The sequence below is a fragment of the Marinobacter sp. F4218 genome, from assembly GCF_019443085.1.
Classification (GTDB): Bacteria; Pseudomonadota; Gammaproteobacteria; order Pseudomonadales; family Oleiphilaceae; genus Marinobacter; species Marinobacter albus.
Genome location: NZ_JAHZIL010000004.1, coordinates 423,475 through 441,262, shown reverse-complemented (window position 1 = coordinate 441,262; position 17,788 = coordinate 423,475). Strand labels below are relative to the sequence as shown.

Sequence of the window (17,788 nt, the reverse complement as noted above, 5' to 3'; positions counted from 1 at the left end):
TGACTGGATGTAACTATGTCTGCCAGAGAAAGCGTGAAGAAAGTTGCAATGGCGGTTGGCCTGATGGCTGGCGCTGTGATCGCATTGCCGGCCACCGCCGGCGAGGTTGAAGATGGGATCGCCAAGCGTCTGGCTACGGCCGTGCCCGGGCTCAAGATTCAGTCCGTGCGGAAATCCGAAGCCGAGGGTCTGTACGAAGTGCAGAGCAATAACGGCGATACGATTTATACAACGGCAGACGGACAGTACCTGTTGACCGGGGATCTGCTGAAGATCACCAGCAACGGCATCGCCAATGTGACCGAAGAGGCCCGGGCCGGGCAGCGGGAACAGGTTATGGCGGAGTTTGGTGACGATGGCGTGATCCGCTTCCCGGCAGACGGCAAGGAAAAGGCCGTTATTGATGTGTTTACCGACATTGACTGCCCCTATTGCCGAAAACTTCACGCTGAAGTGCCGCAACTCAATTCCTATGGCATTACGGTCAACTATTACGCCTTCCCACGTTCCGGTCCGGGCACGCCATCGTTCGCTAAATATGTGTCGGTCTGGTGCGCAGAGGATCAGCAGGCAGCGATGGATGCAGCCAAGGCCGGTCGCCCGGTGGAGTCGGCCAGCTGTGAAAATCCCGTGCTCGAGCAGTACCAGTTGGGTGGCCGAATCGGTGTGACCGGAACTCCCGCGATCGTGTTGGAGGACGGCAATATGGTCCGTGGCTATGTTCCCGCCGATAACCTTGCCAAGGGCCTCGGCCTGCTCTGACCGTCTTGAGGGTCGGGCTCCTGTGCGGGGCCTCTCACGGATTTCACATCCTTCCGGTTCAGGGCTTATTCACGGGCACCTGAATCGGTATACTATGCCTCCCTAATTGTAATTCATCAGCACCCCTTACGGGTTCAGAGGTGAGAGTTTGAAAGACGTCAGTGTCGGAATCTGCGGACTGGGTACCGTTGGCGGCGGTACGTTCAATGTCTTGACCCGGAATGCAAAGCTCATTGCAGGCCGGGCCGGTTGCAACATCCGAATTACCAGGATCGCCAGCCGTCGTCCCCGGACCGATATGGATCTCGGGGATGTACCGTTTTCCACCGACATTTTTGACGTGGTAAACGACCCCGCCGTGGACGTTGTTGTGGAGTTGATCGGTGGTTACGAAACCGCAAAAGAACTGGTGCTGGCGGCGATCAGGAATGGCAAACACGTTGTTACCGCCAACAAGGCCCTGATTGCGGTGCACGGCAACGAGATTTTTGACGCCGCCGAGAAGGCCGGTGTGGTCGTTGCCTACGAGGCCGGTGTGGCGGGCGGTATCCCCGTCATGAAGGCGATCCGGGAGGGGATGGCGGCGAACCGCATCGACTGGATTGCCGGCATCATCAATGGCACCGGCAACTACATCCTGACCGAAATGCGTGCCGGGCGTGAATTTTCCGAGGTGTTGAAGGAAGCCCAGGACCTCGGGTACGCCGAAGCCGATCCAACGTTTGACGTCGAGGGCATCGACGCGGCCCACAAGCTGACCATCCTGGCCTCCGCCGGTTTTGGTGTGCCCTTGCAGTTTGAAAAAGGCTTCACCGAGGGCATTTCGAAAATCACGCCCTATGACATCGCTCACGCCGAGCTGCTGGGCTATCGCATCAAACACTTGGGCATTGCCCGTCGCCGCGATGACGGTATCGAGCTCAGGGTTCACCCGACCCTGGTGCCCCAGAGCCATCTGATTGCCCAGGTGGACGGCGTGCTGAATGCGGTGCTGGTGGACGGCGATGCCGTCGGTCAAACCATGTATTACGGGCCGGGTGCGGGTGATGAGGCGACAGCCTCCGCTGTCATTGCCGATATTGTTGACGTTGCCCGCTCCGTTTCCACCGGCAGCCAGCAGCGGGTGCCCTACCTCGGGTTCGAGCCAGAGGCTATGGAGGACCTTGATGTACTGTCCATGGAGGATGTCCAGTCCGCCTACTATCTGCGAATCACCGCTCTGGACCGCCCGGGCGTGCTGGCGAAGATTGCTTCTATTCTCAGCGAACATGGCATCAACATCGAGTCGATCATGCAGAAGGAATCCGAGCTGCAGGATGGCCGTATCCCGGTCATTATCCTGACCCACACGGTCCAGGAGCGGCAGGTCAATCGTGCCATCGAAGAGCTGGAAGCCCTGACCGATACCGATGGTCAGGTCGTTCGCATCCGCGCTGAAAACTTTAACTAACAGGTACGCTTGTGAGATATATCAGTACGCGGGGGGAAGCGCCCGCACTGGGCTTTGAGGATGTTCTGCTGACCGGTCTGGCCACCGACGGCGGGCTTTATGTGCCGGAATCGCTCCCGCACTTCAGTCTCGAGGAAATTCGCAGCTGGCGTGGACTATCCTACAGCGAGCTCGCATTTAACGTGATGCATCCGTTCGTGGATGATGCCATCCCGGCCGACGATTTCCGCAAGATGCTGGACGAAACCTATTCCGTGTTCAGTCACAAGGCGGTGGCCCCGCTGGTTCAACTGGACAGCAACGAGTGGGTGATGGAACTGTTCCGTGGGCCGACCCTGGCGTTCAAGGATTTTGCCCTGCAGCTGTTGGGCCGTTTGCTGGATTACGTGCTGGAAAAGCGCAAGCAACACGTTGTGATCATGGGCGCCACCTCAGGTGACACTGGGTCGGCAGCGATCGAGGGCTGTCGCCGGTGTGAGCACGTGGATATCTTTATCCTGCATCCCTATGAGCGTGTCTCGGAAGTACAGCGCCGGCAGATGACCACGGTCAAAGGCGACAACATCCATAACATCGCGGTACGGGGCAATTTCGATGATTGTCAGCGCATGGTTAAGGAAAGCTTTGGTAACCAGGGCTTCCTGGGTGGTAAAACCCAACTGGCAGCGGTGAACTCCATCAACTGGGCGCGGATCATGGCCCAGATCGTTTATTACTTCCAGGCTTCCCTGGCGCTCGGTGGCCCTGATCGAAGCATGGCGTTTTCGGTTCCAACCGGCAATTTTGGTGACATTTTTGCCGGTTATCTGGCCAAAAAGATGGGGCTGCCGATATCCCAGCTGGTTATTGCCACCAATCGCAATGACATCCTTCACCGGTTCATGAGTGGCAACAAATACGAGCAGCACAAGCTGGAGCATACCCTGTCGCCAAGCATGGATATCATGGTATCCAGCAACTTCGAGCGTCTGCTTTTTGACCTGCACGGTCGTGATGGTCAGGCGGTGAAAACCCTGCTGGAAAACGCTGCCAAGGGCCCTGTGAGCATTGAGGATTACCGCTGGCGTCACGCGCGCAAGCTGTTCGACAGTGACGCGGTTGATGACAAGTCGACCTGCGACATCATCCGTGAAATTCATGAGCAGAACGAATACCTGCTCGACCCGCACACAGCCATTGGCGTGCGCGCGGCTCGTAACTGCCGGCGTGACCGTTCAGTACCGATGATCACCCTGGGTACCGCTCACCCGGCGAAGTTCCCGGATGCCGTGGCCGAATCCGGAGTGACGGTGAAGCCTCAGTTGCCCGCCCACATGGCGGACCTGTTTGAGCGGGAAGAGCGCTACACCGTTTTGGACAACAATATTGCCGGTGTTCAGGAGTTCATAGCCAGGCACTGGAAAAATGCCTGATCCGGTATGACGCTGAAAAAGATCCTGCGCCGCCCCCATCCGGATAATACGTCCGCCTGGGGGCAACAGCTCCCGCCACTGCTTCGTCGCCTCTATGCTGCTCGAGGGGTTACCTCCGATGAGCAACTGAGCTACACCCTCAAGTCGCTTGCCTCACCGATGCAGCTTCGCGGTATTGGTCGCGCCGTTGCCCTGTTGGCCGAGGCCATTGATCGACAGCAGCGGGTCCTCATTCTTGGCGATTTCGATGCCGATGGCGCCACCAGCACGGCGGTGGCCATGCTTGGTCTGTCGATGCTCGGGCTTCAGGGGCTCGATTTCCGGGTTCCAAGCCGGTTTGCCGATGGCTACGGCCTGACTCCGGGGATCATTGAGCGGCTTGCAGACGAGGGTGAGCTGCCGGATTTGTTGGTCACCGTCGATAATGGGATTTCCGCCATCGACGGTGTCAAAGCCGCCCGGGAAAGGGGCATGAAGGTGATTGTTACCGATCACCACCTGGCGGGAGAAACGCTGCCGGATGCGGATGCCATTGTGAACCCCAATCAGCCCGGATGTCCCTTCCTGAGCAAAAATGCGGCCGGTGTCGGCGTTATGTTCTACGTGCTCACCGGGCTGCGCAAACACCTTCGCGAAACCGGGCGCCTGGCCCAGCCCGAGCCCAACCTCGGCGTACTTCTGGATCTTGTGGCACTTGGTACCGTGGCGGACGTTGTGCCTCTGGATCATAACAACCGAATCTTCGTGGAGCAGGGATTGCGCCGTATACGCAAGGGCGAGGCGCGCCCCGGCATCCTGGCGTTGCTCGAGGTGGCCGGTCGCGACCACGCCGCCATCAGTTCAACCGATCTCGGTTTTGTGGTGGGGCCCCGGCTGAATGCCGCCGGACGCCTCGATGACATGAGTGTCGGCATCGCCTGCCTGCTGGCCGACAGTGAGGACGAAGCCCGTCGCCTCGCGCAGGAGCTGGACAGCTTCAACCGGGAACGCCGAACCATCGAAAAGGGCATGAAGGCCCAGGCCCAGGATTTGCTGGCGTCCATGTCCCTTGACCTGGAGGGGCTGCCCTGGGGGCTTGCACTGTTTGACCCGGAGTGGCATCAGGGGGTTATTGGGATCCTGGCTGCCCGAATTCGGGAGCAGACCCACCGTCCAACCATTGCCTTCGCCAATGACGAGAACGGTCAGGACATCAAGGGGTCTGCGCGGTCAATACCGGGCCTGCACATTCGTGACGTGCTGGCGGCTGTAGACGCCAGGCACCCTGGCATGATGAAGAAGTATGGCGGTCACGCCATGGCCGCTGGCATGACCTTGGCGCGGGAGGACCTTGACGGGTTTTCCGAGGCCTTCGATAAGGCGGTTCGGGACACCCTGAGGGCCGAAGACCTGGAGGCCGCCATCACCACCGACGGTCCTCTGAGTGTCGATGAATTGAGCCTGGATACCGCCGCTTTGCTGAAACGCGCGGGTCCCTGGGGCCAGCATTTTCCGGAACCGGTCTTTGATGGCGAGTTCCGGGTGGTCAGCCAGCGCATTGTGGGGGACAACCATTTGAAACTGGTGCTGCAGCCGTTGGAGGGTGGTGGCATCATCGATGGCATCGCCTTCAATACCGGTCCGGAAGTGCCAGACTATACCCGCACGGGGGCCCGGGTCGTGTACAAGCCGGATGCCAATACGTTTCGGGGCCGCACCAATCTACAGCTCCTGGTGGATTATCTCGAGCCTTTGAACTAGCCACCGAGCTGCATGAGAATGGCTGCAGGCCCCACTGCCGTGATTGGCGTTACGGTTTCCCCGGCTGATTTAAGTACAGAATTCCGGTAGAATCCCGCCACTGTTTTACTCACCATTTTCTAGAGCGAGTAAGGGTTTCATGGAAATTAATCCCATTGTGACGAAGATTAAAGAGCTTCGTGAGCGTACTGAAGCGCTCAGGGGGTATCTTTGACTACGACCAGCGCAGTGAACGTCTGGTCGAGGTAGAGCGTGAACTGGAATTGCCCACGGTCTGGGAAGATCCCGAGCGGGCCCAGGGGTTGGGCAAGGAACGGGCGGATCTGGAACTGATCGTCAAAACCATCGACAACCTCACCAGTGGTCTGGGCGACGCCGAGAGTCTGCTGGACATGGCGGTTGAGGAAGACGACGAGGCAACGGTGGCCGAGATCGAGGCGGATCTTGACGGTCTCGACAAGGAGCTTGAGAAGCTCGAGTTCCGCCGGATGTTCTCCGGTGAAATGGATGCCAACAATGCCTACCTGGATATCCAGGCCGGTTCCGGTGGCACCGAGGCCCAGGACTGGGCGAACATGCTGCTTCGCATGTACCTGCGCTGGGCCGAGCGTCGTGGTTTCAAGGCTGAGATCGTCGAACTGCAGGAAGGTGATGTGGCGGGTATCAAGAGCGCCACTATCCACATTCAGGGTGATTACGCCTACGGCTGGTTGCGCACTGAGACCGGTGTTCACCGCCTGGTCCGGAAGTCGCCGTTCGATTCCGGCAACCGTCGCCATACCTCGTTCTCATCTGTCTTCGTGTCTCCGGAGGTGGATGACAGCTTCGAGATTGAAATCAACCCTGCCGACCTGCGCGTCGATGTGTATCGCGCCTCCGGCGCCGGTGGTCAGCACGTCAACCGCACCGAGTCGGCCGTTCGTCTGACCCACAACCCGACCGGTATCGTGGTTGCCTGTCAGGCCGGCCGAAGCCAGCATCAGAACAAAGACCAGGCGATGAAGCAGCTGAAGGCTAAGCTGTTCGAGCGCGAGATGCAGGAGCGTAATGCCGAGAAGCAGAAGGCCGAGGACGCCAAGGCCGACATCGGCTGGGGCAGCCAGATCCGCTCCTACGTGCTCGATGACAGCCGTATCAAGGATCTGCGCACCAAGGTCGAAACCAGCAATACCCAGTCGGTACTGGATGGTGATATCGACAAGTTCATCGAAGCCAGTCTGAAGATGGCGCTGTAACCCGCGCCATCAAACCAAAACCCGGATAATTCCCGATCTTTAGTGAGCCAACATGACTGAACAAACCCACAGCGCCACCCAGCACGAGGACAACAAGCTGATTGCCGAGCGCCGTGCCAAGCTGGCCGAGCTGCGCACCGAAGGCAATCCTTTCCCGAATGATTTCCGCCGTGACAGCACTGCTGCTGAACTGCAGGAAAAATACGGTGAGAAGAGCAAGGAAGAGCTGGAAAAGCTGGACATCAAGGTGGCCATCGCCGGCCGCATGATGCTCGACCGCAAGGCGTTCAAGGTTGTTCAGGATATGACCGGGCGGATCCAGATCTACGCCACCAAGCATGTCCAGAAGGACACCAAGCACTGGGATCTGGGCGATATCGTGGGTGTTCGCGGCACGCTGACCAAGTCGGGCAAGGGCGACCTGTACGTAACCATGGATGAGTACGTGCTCCTGACCAAGTCGCTGCGTCCTTTGCCGGAGAAGCATAAGGGGCTGACCGACATGGAGGCCCGTTACCGTCATCGCTACGTCGATTTGATGGTGAATGAAGATACCCGCAAGGTGTTCATGGCCCGCACCCGCCTGATCAGCAGCATGCGGAATTATTTCAATGCCCGCGGCTTCATGGAAGTCGAAACGCCGATGCTGCAGGTGATCCCGGGTGGTGCAACGGCGCGTCCGTTCGCTACGCATCACAACGCGCTGGGCATCGACATGTATCTGCGCATTGCCCCCGAGCTTTTTCTCAAGCGATTGGTGGTTGGCGGTTTCGAGCGGGTGTTCGAGATCAACCGCAACTTCCGGAATGAAGGTCTCTCGACCCGGCACAATCCGGAATTCACCATGGTCGAGTTCTACCAGGCCTACGCCGACTACAACGACCTGATGGATCTGACCGAGGATATGTTGCGCCAGGTCACCCGGGAGGTGTTGGGCACCACGACCGTGGTGAACACCCGGGAGCTCTCCAACGGCGAGCAGGAAACCGTCGAATACGATTTCGGTAAGCCGTTCCGGCGCATGACGGTCGTTGAGGCCATCCTTGAACACAACCCCGACATCCAGGCCGGTCAGCTCGGTGATGAAGCCAGTGCCCGTCGCGTTGCCGCCCATCTTGGCATTCAGCTCAAGGATACGTGGGGCCTGGGCAAGGTGCAGATCGAAATTTTCGAAGCGACGGCGGAACACTTGCTGATCCAGCCCACTTTCATCACCGATTATCCCAAGGAGGTTTCTCCGCTGGCCCGGTGCAAGGACAACGATCCGTTCGTGACGGAACGATTCGAGTTCTTCGTGGGTGGCCGCGAGCTTGCCAACGGCTTCTCGGAGCTGAATGATGCCGAGGATCAGGCTGAGCGCTTCCGGGCCCAGGTAGCTGAAAAGGATGCCGGCGATGACGAGGCCATGTTCTATGACGAGGACTACGTAATGGCGCTGGAGTATGGCCTTCCGCCGACCGCCGGCGAAGGCATCGGCATCGATCGTCTGGCCATGCTGCTGACCGATTCCCCGTCTATTCGTGACGTGATCCTGTTCCCGCACATGCGCCCGGAGCACCGTTCCGACCACCACGACGCAGGCGACGAGGCGTAGACCATGCACCCGGCTGAGGTACTGGCTAGCCAGCTCAGGCCTGACCGGGGCTGGTCCGATCATCTCGGCAACGAATTCCGTCAGCCCTACATGCGGGCGCTCGCGGAATTCCTTGCCGAAGAGGAGCAGGCCGGGAAGGTCCTGTTTCCCGCCAGCCAGCATTGCTTCAATGCGCTGAACAGCACGCCCCTGGATAAGGTTTCCGTAGTGATTCTCGGGCAGGACCCCTATCATGGCCCCGGGCAGGCCCATGGCTTGTGCTTTTCCGTCAGGCCGGACGTTACGCCACCGCCGTCACTGGTCAACATCTTCAAGGAAATCCAGAGCGATCTGAATATCGAAGCCCCCGATCACGGCTGCTTACAGCCCTGGGCCGAAGACGGTGTGCTGTTGCTTAACAGCGTACTTACGGTGGTTCAGGGGCAGGCAGGTGCGCACCAGGGCAAGGGCTGGGAAACCTTCACCGACAAGGTAATTGAAACCATCAACCGGGAAAGGGAAGGTGTGGTTTTCCTGCTTTGGGGCAGCTACGCAAGAAAGAAAGGCCGGCACATAGACCGCAACCAGCATCTGGTGTTGGAGGGCCCACACCCTTCACCACTCAGTGCATATCGCGGATTCTTTGGCTGCAGGCACTTTTCCCGCGCTAACGACTGGTTGCGACAAAAAGGGCAGCCATCCATTGACTGGACGCTGCCCTCGAAAGCCGAGCTGATTGCCCGCTACCAGAAGTAGGTCTTATTGAAGCAGCGCCATTGCCGCTTCCATCTCGGCATTCAGGTCTTCTTCCTCGCTCATGTCGATGTTGGGATCGAGCCCCAGGCGGTCGAATGCGGAGATACTGTTCCAGTCGATCTCGTTCCATGGGTGGCCGCTGCCGGCAACCAACTGCAGGTTAGCAACCATCACCAGGTCCGCGTAATCGGCGGCTGGCGCTTGTCGCTGGAACTTCGCATAGTCCAGGGGCACGTTCTGCAGTTCTTTAGGGAAATCCCACTTTTTCAGGATCGCCACACCCAGTCGGGGATGGAGCTCATCAATCACGTTATCAAGCATGATGCTGCTGATCTGGATATCCTGATCCTCGACGTAACGCAGGATCGGCAAGACACCGATCTGGTGCACCAGGCCCGCCAGTGTCGCCTGCTCCGGCTTCAGCTTGGTGTAATGCTGAGCCAGTACATGACAGACGCCGGCCACTTCAGTGCTGGTCTGCCAAGTGGCCCGCAGACGCTTGTCGACCATGTCAGACGTGGCCTGGAACATCTGTTCCATCGCGAGGCCCATCGCGAGGTTGCTGGTGTACGCCATGCCCAGACGGCTTAACGCCATGTTCAGGTTCTCGATGGCGCGACTGCCCCGAAAAAGCGGGCTGTTGCAGACCCGGATGATGCGAGCCGAGAGCGCGGTGTCGTTGCTGATCACCTTGACCAGATCGGCAATTGCGGAGTCTTCCGACTCGGCGATTTCCCTGACCTGCAGGGCCACCTCCGGCAGTGTCGGGAGGACGAGTTTGTCATTTTCGATGGCGGTGATCAGATCAGTTTTTATGGTTTCGACGATATTCGACATGGTCAGCAACAGTCCGATTGACAGGATTTGGTGCCGGCGTACAGCGGTCGCCAGCAACCATAAAAATCATATAAGTGAGTTACTTTATAGCAAATTACGATCGATTTGCCTGTCAACTTATGTATCTGTCTGTGGGCTTTTTTCCCTCTCGGGCACGGCGTAGGGGAGGGGTAGCTGGACCAGCATCCGGCCGTCCAGTCCGTCGACCGTCAGCTCATCGTCCGCCGCGTCATGCCTGACCACTGCCAGCAGCTCGCAGGTGCCGTTCTGCAACGCCACGGAATTGACCACGCTGCCGACCGACCGTTCACCGGCGAGGATGGATTTGCCGGGTTCGGGGGGCACGGTCGTTTCGAGCCGGAAGCGATACAGGCTCTTCTTGAGCTGACCCAGAAAATGCATGCGGGCGATGATTTCCTGGCCGGTGTAACAGCCTTTCTTGAAGTGCACGCCACCGACATGCTGCCAGTTCAGCATCTGGGGTACGAAAGCCTCTTTGGTCTGTTCTGTCAGCGCAGCGATACCGGCAGCAATCTCTGATGCCTGCCAGTCGGTCAGACTGCGCTCATCTCGGGTGTCCAGGCCCGTCGTGGAATCGTCGGTTTGCCAGAATTCGAACCGGGGCAGGCCCTCGGCGGTGGGTTCCACACGAATCAGGAAACCGTGGTCGAGTGCCAGCGAATCGCCCGGGCGTTTCAGGTCTGAAACCGCCTCCCCCGCCAACTTTTGCGCGTCTGAGTCGCCAAGCAGACCAAAGATGCAACCGTCTGCGATGAGGTCTGCGGAGGTGCCCCGAAACAACATCAGATACTTGCGCAAGTGCGCAAGGGTCGACTCTGCCAGTGCCGTGTCCAGATCCATCACAATGTCGGCACCATCCCGTACCAAACGGGTCAGGCAGTAGGCGCGCCCCTTGGGTGTGGCCGCTGCGGCCCGGGGTGAGTATCCTGCGACAACCTCATCGAGGTGCTGGCTGAACTGGCCCTGCAGGAACTTGTCGGTACCGGGGCCGCTGACGCGCACAAGCATGCGGTTGCTTAGCTTAGACCAGCCGGCCTCGGGCAAGGGGGCTGCGGCAGTCGTGAGAACCGAGGATGTAGCGCCGGAGACTGGTGTGACTGGGTCGGTCATGCATTACTCCTGATCAGGGCGTCGCCGGGATGTTGATTGGGGCTGTCCCAGTCTAAGCCACATCCTGAGGCGACGAAATTCGTCTTCCGGCACGTTGCCTTTAAGGCAGGCTGTGTTGGCCAGAAGAATGGCAGAATACGCTTTGACTGTGGTGTCGCAGGGGTGGAGTTTCAAGAGGGCGAGGCGAGCGCCAAGCCGGCTCGTTCTGGCTGCCTTTACGGAAATTTGTCGGCCGTCGCCAAGTCGGGCGCTCAGCTGACCATGTTCAACGATCAGTGCGTTGACGGCTGAGCGGCCTCTGAGCCGACCGGCGCGCCGGTATTGAACGGCGGCACCCGCCAGCATTATTGGCAGGCCAGCCAGCAGCCACGGTTTGTCCCCGTACGCCGCGGCTACCAGGAAGCCAAGCAGGACCAGCCAGGGGGCGATCGCCAACAGGCCGGTGGCAACGGATGGAATGAGGGTCAGTTCAATCCGGCTGGACACGATTCAGAATCATATCAACCATGCGCTGGAGATCGGGATCTTCGGGCCGGCTGCGTTGCATGAACCACTCGAACATGTCGGTGTCTTCGCAGCTTAGCAGCTTCTGGTAACGCGCCTTGTCTTCGGCTTGCAGGTCTCGGTAAGCCTCTTCAACAAAGGGGATCAGCAGGACATCCAGTTCCAGCATGCCGCGGCGGCTATGCCACCATAGTCGATTGAATTCGGAGTTGTCTGAGGGAGCAGCGTGTTCGGGCATAGCAGATTCCGTTGGTGTGGTGTGAGTCAATGGTAAAAGTAACCGCAGCTCAGGGAGACAGCGTACGGTAGGTCGTCGGAACCAGTACAGTATCTTTGGCTTCACCGGTCAGGCCCGGGTAATCAAGGGTGTAATGCAGCCCCCGGCTTTCCTTCCGCTGGAGAGCAGAGCAGATAATCAGGTCGGACACGGTCACCAGATTCCGCAGTTCCAGAAGGTCGTTGGAGACCCGGTAGTTGCTGTAGAACTCACCAATTTCACGGGACAGCAGGTCGACGCGGTGTTTCGCCCGCTGCAGTCGTTTGGTGGTCCTGACAATACCGACATAGTCCCACATAAAGTGCCGCAACTCATCCCAGTTATGGGAAATGACCACGTCCTCGTCGGAGTCCCGCACCTGGCTTTCATCCCAGTCCGGTGCTTCCGGCGGTGGTGGAATATCGGCTTCCCGGCGGGCGATGTCCTGGGCGGCGGAACGGCCATAGACGAGACACTCCAGGAGGGAGTTGCTGGCCATCCGGTTCGCGCCGTGCAAGCCGGTAAAACCGGCCTCGCCGACCACATAGAGGCCGTTGATGTCTGAGCGGGCGCGTTCGTCGGTGATGATTCCGCCACAGGTGTAGTGGGCGGCTGGCACGACCGGGAGAGGTTCCCGGGTGATGTCGATGCCGAAACCAAGGCATTTTTCGTAGATGGTCGGGAAGTGGTGCTTAATAAAGTCAGCCGGTTTATGACTGATGTCCAGATAAAGATGGTCGGCACCCAGGCGTTTCATTTCATGGTCAATGGCTCGAGCCACGATATCCCGCGGTGCCAGTTCGGCCCGCTCGTCGAACCGGTCCATGAAGCGGCTGCCGTCGGGCAGCTTCAGCAGTCCGCCTTCACCGCGTACGGCTTCTGTAATCAGGAACGATTTGGCGTGCGGGTGATACAGGCAGGTCGGGTGGAACTGATTGAATTCCATGTTGGCGACCCGGCAGCCCGCACGCCAGGCCATGGCGATCCCGTCGCCGGAGGCGCCGTCCGGATTGGTGGTGTAGCGATAGGCCTTGGAGGCGCCGCCCGTGGCAATCACCGTAAACCGGGCCCGGAACAGCTCAACGTGGTTGTCCTCAAGGTTGAGGATGTAGGCGCCGACACAGCGGTTGCCCGGTAGCGACAGCTTGCGGTTTGTTATCAGGTCGATGGCAACCCGGCTGGACATTAGCTCAATGTTGGGGCGAGCCTGGGCCTGCTCCGTGAGCGTGGTGGATACCGCATGGCCGGTGGCATCGGCGGCATGAATGATGCGGCGGTGACTGTGCCCGCCCTCACGGGTCAGGTGGTAATGGGCGTTCTCGTCTTTGGTGAAGTCGACGCCGGAATTGATGAGCCAGTCGATACTTTCCCGGCCATGTTCAACAGTGAACCGGACCGCATCCTCATGGCAGAGCCCGGCGCCGGCCGCAAGCGTATCCTGGATGTGATCCTCAATGGAGTCGTCGTCATCCAGAACGGCAGCAATACCTCCCTGGGCCCAAAGCGTCGCCCCACTGGAAATTTCGGCCTTGCTGAGAACGCAGATGCGCAGGTGCTCCGGCAAATTGAGCGCCACGGTAAGGCCGGCAGCACCACTGCCGATAATGAGGACATCGAATTCGTAGGACTGTGGCATTGGGTCGTGATCGCGGGCCATAATGTGGAGGTCTATTGAACTAAACTTTGGACGTGCTGTCTATTTGGCCTGACAGGGTAAGCCTCCGAAAGGGTAGCTCGACCCGTTCAATGAATGGACGCCGGACAGCAACAATGACGCATCGAAACCTAGCGAAGATCGGTCAACTGGCCGTTAAAACAGGGAAGCCCGGCACACAGTCCATGACTCCTGACCAAGACCAGAGACAGGGTGAAAGTTCCGACAGCCAAACCGATCTGCAACTTGTACGCAAGGTGCGGAATGGGGACCGTGCGGCTTTTGATTTGCTGGTCGTCAAGTATCAGTCCAGGGTCGCATCGATTATCAGTCGATACGTCTACGACAGTCAGGAAGTGATGGATCTGACCCAGGAAGCCTTCGTCAAAGCCTACCGGGCCCTGGACCGGTTCCGTGGGGACAGCGCCTTTTATACCTGGCTCTACCGGATCGCCGTGAATACCGCCAAGAACTACCTGGAATCCCGGGGGCGTCGACCCCAGGGCAGTGCCGATGTGGTCGAGGCTGAAAATTTTGATGACGGCGGTCGCCTCAGGGACGTCGCCTCTCCGGAGCGACTGCTGCAGCGCGAAGAGCTCCAGAAAGCGCTGTCAGAGGCGATTACGCAACTGCCGGAGGAGTTACGTTCGGCATTTTTGCTGCGGGAGTATGACGGCCTCAGTTATGAGGACATCGCCCGGATACTTGACTGCCCGATCGGTACCGTGCGCTCCCGGATCTTCAGGGCGCGGGATGCGGTTGACCGGCACCTCGGGCCTTTGCTTAATAATTCAGTGACGTAGTTGAGGGTGCATCCTATGGACGATCGTCTCAGAGAAACACTTTCAGCCATGATGGACGACGAGGCCGATGAGCTGGCGGTTCGGCGCCTACTGTCCCATGGCGGACAGGATGAGGTGCGCGAGCAGTGGCAGCGCTGGCAGCAGGTACGTGGGCTGATGCACAGCAGCCACTCACCGGCAGACGGCGTCGATGTCAGTGTGGCGGTGCGGGAAGTGCTGGACGGGCGGGCCAGACAGACCGGTGACCACATGGTGACGGATCCGAAGCCTGCGGCTCGCTGGCAATGGCCGGCCGTCGCCATGGTGACCATGGCGCTTCTGATCGGTTTTGGTGCCGGTGCCGGCTGGGAATCAGTGGATGGCACAGTCGGTGCCCCGGTTGCAGCCACGCAGCCGGTTGATCAAACGACCGCGCAGCCGGTCAATGAAATTGCACTCCAGGGACTCGATGAGCAGCAGTGGGAGCACATGAGCCGCTACCTCCTGGAACATGCCCAGCATAACAGTGTGGGGGCTGGCCGGGGTTCCGTCGGCTATGCGCGGCTGGTGAGTGCCTCGGGCAGCGGTTACTAATTATGTACGGCCGAATTTCCTCGTCTGGATCGGGCAATGGCACCCGGCAAGCGGCCTTGTCATCGCTCCTGATGATCGTTTTCATACTACTGGTGGTCCGGCCGGTTGCGGCCGAAGATGCCGAGGCAACCCGGTGGCTGGAACGGATGGGCCCTGCCCTCAATATGACCACGTACCGGGGGGTGTTTGTATATGCCCGGGGGGACCGCGTTCACTCCATGCGCATTGCCCACCGTTTTCATAACGGCATGGTTGAGGAGCGTCTGGTGCTCCAGGATGGTGGTGACGGAGAGATCGTTCGAAAGGGCATGAACGTGGTGTGCGTGCTGCCCGAACGAGGCCGGATCAGGCTGGATCAGGTGATTCCCTCAGGGCCGTTTGCGGAAGCGTTCGCCAACGAGCTCGTGCCCGTCAGTCGGTGGTATCAGGCCGAGCTGGTGGGCGAGGACCGTATTGCCGGTTATGACGTGGTGATTATTGCGCTTACCGCCAAAGATTCGCATCGGTACAGTCACCGTCTCTGGCTGGAGCAAAATTCCGGTCTGCTGGTCAAGAGTCATGTGGGTGAACCCGGCGGCAAGGTGCTTGAACATTTCCAGTTCACCAGCCTCGAAATCACGGACCATATTCCGGACGGGGAGTTTGAAATCCAGACGGAGGGTCGTGAGATTACCCGAAATCTGGAGGATGTCGCCTCCGGCGAGCCTGTGGAGCGGTCGTCCATGGACGGCTGGAATCTTGGCTGGCATCCGGAGGGGTTTGTTCCCGCCGCGGCACCCCGATCCGGCCGGGGGCAGGCGGTGGCATTTTCCGATGGGGTTGCCGCTTTCTCGGTCTTCGTCGAGCCGCAGGGAAAGGTCCGGATGCCCATAGGTGCGTCCCGAATCGGTGCCACTACGGTCTATATGCGAGAGCTGAAAGCTGGCAGTGGCAGTTTTCTGGTCACCGTGGTTGGCGAAATACCGCCCAAGACCGCCCGCCAGGTTGCCGAATCCGTCCAGATCGGTGACGCTCTTGCGCAGCATTCGGGTGGGTCATGATTACGGAAAACGGAACGGTCGTCGCCTTGAAGGATGATCGGGTATGGGTCCAGACCATTCGTCAGAGTGCCTGCGAGAGCTGTTCCGCGCGCAGCGGCTGCGGCCAGCGGGTGTTGGCTTCGGCCACCGGCGGTCGCGCCAATCAGGTGCTGGTCGAGAATACTGTCAGGGCGCAGGTCGGCGACGAGGTGACCATAGGCATTGACGAACAGGCACTGCTGGGGGCTTCGTTGATCGTGTATGCCCTGCCTTTGCTTCTGATGGTATTGGCGAGCATTGTCGGGCATCAGTTGTCTGGTGGCTCCGATCCCGGGGCCATCCTGGGTGCCGTGGTGGGGTTGTTGTCGGGCTTTCTATTAAGCCGTCGGATGCAGGCCCGAAAGGAAGGTCAGTTTGAACCACGGCTACTTCGGGTGAATCGCATCGTGTCTGAAGCCTGTACCTGAACTCTACGCAAACCCTACTGTTTTGTAAGTTGAAAATCGCATTCAGCATCTCAAAATTTCGATTAGTGACACGAACGCAAGGGGGAATAACATGCCGAGAATACTGACAGAGGTTGCCCAGCCAGATCCTGCCGTGCGGGCAAGGAAAATACTGGGTGCTCTGCTGATGCTGTCCGTCATGGTGTCGGTTTTCTGGAGTCAGGGCGCGGGAGCGAGAAACCTGCCGGATTTCACCGAACTGGTGGAGGATAATGCCGGTGCCGTGGTGAATATCAGTACTACCAGCACGCCAAAGGCCGCGAGTGGCGCCGGAAATGGATCGCCCTTCAGTGAGCGTCAGCTCGAACAGTTGCCAGAATTCTTCCAGGATTTCTTCCGCGGCCCTCAATCCCCCTTCGGTGGGGCTCCAGGCAACGCCGAGCCGCGTCGCTCAATGGGGTCGGGCTTTATCGTATCCCGCGATGGCTATGTGCTCACCAACAACCACGTGGTTGAGGGTGCAGACGAAATTATCGTTCGACTGAATGATCGGCGGGAATTGCCAGCCAAACTGGTGGGGACGGATCCCCGCTCAGACATGGCGGTGCTCAAGATTGAAAACGGGGATGATCTGCCGGTGGTGGAGATCGGGCGTTCCCGGGATCTGAAAGTCGGCGAGTGGGTATTCGCCATCGGCTCGCCGTTCGGCTTTGACTACACCGTTACGGCAGGCATCGTCAGTGCTCTGGGCCGGTCGCTGCCGACCGAGAACTACGTGCCGTTTATTCAGACGGATGTCGCCATTAACCCGGGCAATTCCGGCGGTCCACTGTTTAACCTCGACGGTGACGTGGTCGGGATCAACTCCCAGATCTACACCCGCTCCGGTGGGTTCATGGGGGTCTCCTTCGCCATCCCGATTGACGACGCCATGAACGTGTTTCGTCAGATCCGGGATACTGGCATGGTTGCCCGCGGCTGGCTTGGTGTCCTGATTCAGGAAGTGAACCGGGATCTGGCTGAATCTTTCGGCCTGAAGCGTCCTCGGGGTGCTCTCGTTGCGGAGGTGATGGACGGATCACCGGCGCAGGCAGCGGGCCTTCAGTCCGGCGATATCGTGCTTGAGTACGACGGTGAGGAGATACAGCTGTCATCCGATTTGCCCCCCATGGTGGGCAGAACACCCATTGGTGAAACTGCCAGTCTGACCGTCCTCCGAGGTGGCGAGGAAATGACGCTGGATGTTGAAATTGGCAAGCTGCCGGAGCAGGGCGGCGAGCAGCAGGCTCAGCCCTCTGAGAGTGACAGTTCGTCTTCGGCCCCTCTGGGGATGATTGTTGAGCCCATTCCGGCCGAGTTGGCGGATTCCCTGGGAGTTGACGGTGGTGTGGTTGTTACCAACGTTAGCCGTGGGCCTGCCTTTGAAGCGGGTATTCGCCCTCGCGATGTGATTACCGAGATCAACCGGAAGTCGGTGGCGTCGGTCGAAGAGTTCAGAGACGTCGTGGAGTCGCTTCCGAAAGATCGTGCGGTGTCTGTCCGGGTGGTTCGCCAGGGCCGAGCGGTTTATCTTGTCATGAAGCCCTGATCGGGCCAATCAAGTCATAAACGAAGCCTCCGGTGCGTGTTGAAAACGA

At 59.2% G+C, this 17,788-nt stretch carries 17 protein-coding genes; 12 read left to right on the top strand and 5 right to left on the bottom strand.

The annotated features are described in order from the left end of the window. The first annotated feature begins 15 nt into the window (after positions 1–15). The 7 genes from K0B93_RS17330 to ung all read left to right on the top strand — a co-directional run bounded on the left by K0B93_RS17330 (position 16) and on the right by ung (position 8,928). A complete protein-coding gene (locus K0B93_RS17330; RefSeq protein WP_219868515.1) occupies positions 16–762 on the top strand; it encodes a DsbC family protein in 747 nt (248 codons plus the stop codon). A gap of 148 nt (positions 763–910) precedes the next feature. After that, a complete protein-coding gene (locus tag K0B93_RS17325) occupies positions 911–2,212 on the top strand; it encodes a homoserine dehydrogenase (protein WP_219868514.1) in 1,302 nt (433 codons plus the stop codon). Between the two features lie 11 nt (positions 2,213–2,223). Beyond that, positions 2,224–3,624 carry a threonine synthase gene (gene thrC, locus K0B93_RS17320; RefSeq protein ID WP_219868513.1) on the top strand — a complete coding sequence of 467 codons (1,401 nt, stop codon included), beginning with the start codon at positions 2,224–2,226 and terminating at the stop codon, positions 3,622–3,624. Between the two features lie 6 nt (positions 3,625–3,630). Then, positions 3,631–5,364, top strand: coding sequence for a single-stranded-DNA-specific exonuclease RecJ (gene recJ / locus K0B93_RS17315; RefSeq protein WP_219868512.1), 1,734 nt, complete (start codon positions 3,631–3,633; stop codon positions 5,362–5,364). A gap of 139 nt (positions 5,365–5,503) precedes the next feature. Continuing rightward, a protein-coding gene (gene prfB / locus K0B93_RS17310; protein WP_219868511.1) for a peptide chain release factor 2 occupies positions 5,504–6,599 on the top strand; the annotation gives its coding sequence in 2 pieces (ribosomal slippage) (positions 5,504–5,575 and positions 5,577–6,599; 1,095 coding nt in all). Between the two features lie 52 nt (positions 6,600–6,651). Further along, positions 6,652–8,193 (top strand): lysine--tRNA ligase, encoded by a 1,542-nt coding sequence (lysS, locus tag K0B93_RS17305; protein ID WP_219868510.1) that lies wholly within the window; start codon positions 6,652–6,654, stop codon positions 8,191–8,193. A 3-nt stretch (positions 8,194–8,196) separates the two neighbouring features. Continuing rightward, positions 8,197–8,928 (top strand): uracil-DNA glycosylase, encoded by a 732-nt coding sequence (gene ung / locus K0B93_RS17300; RefSeq protein ID WP_219868509.1) that lies wholly within the window; start codon positions 8,197–8,199, stop codon positions 8,926–8,928. 3 nt (positions 8,929–8,931) lie between these two features. Here the strand turns inward: ung and K0B93_RS17295 are convergent, their stop codons facing one another. The 5 genes from K0B93_RS17295 to nadB form a co-directional block, all read right to left on the bottom strand. Further along, positions 8,932–9,765 (bottom strand): HDOD domain-containing protein, encoded by an 834-nt coding sequence (locus K0B93_RS17295; RefSeq protein ID WP_219868508.1) that lies wholly within the window; start codon positions 9,763–9,765, stop codon positions 8,932–8,934. A gap of 117 nt (positions 9,766–9,882) precedes the next feature. Further along, on the bottom strand, positions 9,883–10,896 hold the full coding sequence (locus K0B93_RS17290) for a YgfZ/GcvT domain-containing protein (RefSeq protein ID WP_228743578.1): 1,014 nt from the start codon (positions 10,894–10,896) through the stop codon (positions 9,883–9,885). 3 nt (positions 10,897–10,899) lie between these two features. Further along, a complete protein-coding gene (locus K0B93_RS17285) occupies positions 10,900–11,382 on the bottom strand; it encodes a hypothetical protein (protein WP_219868507.1) in 483 nt (160 codons plus the stop codon). After that, positions 11,366–11,638 carry a succinate dehydrogenase assembly factor 2 gene (locus K0B93_RS17280; RefSeq protein ID WP_219868506.1) on the bottom strand — a complete coding sequence of 91 codons (273 nt, stop codon included), beginning with the start codon at positions 11,636–11,638 and terminating at the stop codon, positions 11,366–11,368. The genes K0B93_RS17285 and K0B93_RS17280 overlap by 17 nt, the downstream gene beginning before the upstream one ends. 49 nt (positions 11,639–11,687) lie before the next feature. Beyond that, positions 11,688–13,292 carry an L-aspartate oxidase gene (gene nadB, locus K0B93_RS17275; RefSeq protein ID WP_219868505.1) on the bottom strand — a complete coding sequence of 535 codons (1,605 nt, stop codon included), beginning with the start codon at positions 13,290–13,292 and terminating at the stop codon, positions 11,688–11,690. Between the two features lie 134 nt (positions 13,293–13,426). On the opposite strand from nadB, the gene rpoE reads away from it, so the two are divergent. The 5 genes from rpoE to K0B93_RS17250 all read left to right on the top strand — a co-directional run bounded on the left by rpoE (position 13,427) and on the right by K0B93_RS17250 (position 17,739). Further along, positions 13,427–14,113, top strand: coding sequence for an RNA polymerase sigma factor RpoE (gene rpoE / locus K0B93_RS17270; RefSeq protein ID WP_219868504.1), 687 nt, complete (start codon positions 13,427–13,429; stop codon positions 14,111–14,113). A 15-nt stretch (positions 14,114–14,128) separates the two neighbouring features. After that, on the top strand, positions 14,129–14,686 hold the full coding sequence (locus K0B93_RS17265) for a sigma-E factor negative regulatory protein (RefSeq protein ID WP_219868503.1): 558 nt from the start codon (positions 14,129–14,131) through the stop codon (positions 14,684–14,686). Positions 14,687–14,688: 2 nt separating this feature from the next. Continuing rightward, entirely contained in the window at positions 14,689–15,726 is a 1,038-nt protein-coding gene (locus K0B93_RS17260) for a MucB/RseB C-terminal domain-containing protein (RefSeq protein ID WP_324125713.1), read from the top strand. After that, positions 15,723–16,172 carry a SoxR reducing system RseC family protein gene (locus K0B93_RS17255; protein WP_219868502.1) on the top strand — a complete coding sequence of 150 codons (450 nt, stop codon included), beginning with the start codon at positions 15,723–15,725 and terminating at the stop codon, positions 16,170–16,172. The genes K0B93_RS17260 and K0B93_RS17255 overlap by 4 nt, the downstream gene beginning before the upstream one ends. Before the next feature lie 91 nt (positions 16,173–16,263). Next, the gene (locus tag K0B93_RS17250; RefSeq protein WP_219868501.1) at positions 16,264–17,739 is read left to right on the top strand and encodes a DegQ family serine endoprotease; all 1,476 of its coding nucleotides are present in this window, start codon (positions 16,264–16,266) and stop codon (positions 17,737–17,739) included. Positions 17,740–17,788: the final 49 nt, after the last annotated feature.

Bases quoted from the DNA above. Each gene is read 5' to 3' on its own strand.
- K0B93_RS17255 (WP_219868502.1), top strand. From the start codon at position 15,723: ATGATTACGGAAAACGGAACGGTCGTCGCCTTGAAGGATGATCGGGTA.
- K0B93_RS17250 (WP_219868501.1), top strand. From the start codon at position 16,264: ATGCCGAGAATACTGACAGAGGTTGCCCAGCCAGATCCTGCCGTGCGG.
- K0B93_RS17295 (WP_219868508.1), bottom strand. From the start codon at position 9,765: ATGTCGAATATCGTCGAAACCATAAAAACTGATCTGATCACCGCCATC.
- lysS (WP_219868510.1), top strand. From the start codon at position 6,652: ATGACTGAACAAACCCACAGCGCCACCCAGCACGAGGACAACAAGCTG.
- K0B93_RS17260 (WP_324125713.1), top strand. From the start codon at position 14,689: ATGTACGGCCGAATTTCCTCGTCTGGATCGGGCAATGGCACCCGGCAA.
- K0B93_RS17330 (WP_219868515.1), top strand. From the start codon at position 16: ATGTCTGCCAGAGAAAGCGTGAAGAAAGTTGCAATGGCGGTTGGCCTG.
- K0B93_RS17290 (WP_228743578.1), bottom strand. From the start codon at position 10,896: ATGACCGACCCAGTCACACCAGTCTCCGGCGCTACATCCTCGGTTCTC.
- recJ (WP_219868512.1), top strand. From the start codon at position 3,631: ATGACGCTGAAAAAGATCCTGCGCCGCCCCCATCCGGATAATACGTCC.
- K0B93_RS17265 (WP_219868503.1), top strand. From the start codon at position 14,129: ATGGACGATCGTCTCAGAGAAACACTTTCAGCCATGATGGACGACGAG.
- K0B93_RS17280 (WP_219868506.1), bottom strand. From the start codon at position 11,638: ATGCCCGAACACGCTGCTCCCTCAGACAACTCCGAATTCAATCGACTA.
- ung (WP_219868509.1), top strand. From the start codon at position 8,197: ATGCACCCGGCTGAGGTACTGGCTAGCCAGCTCAGGCCTGACCGGGGC.
- rpoE (WP_219868504.1), top strand. From the start codon at position 13,427: ATGACGCATCGAAACCTAGCGAAGATCGGTCAACTGGCCGTTAAAACA.
- nadB (WP_219868505.1), bottom strand. From the start codon at position 13,292: ATGCCACAGTCCTACGAATTCGATGTCCTCATTATCGGCAGTGGTGCT.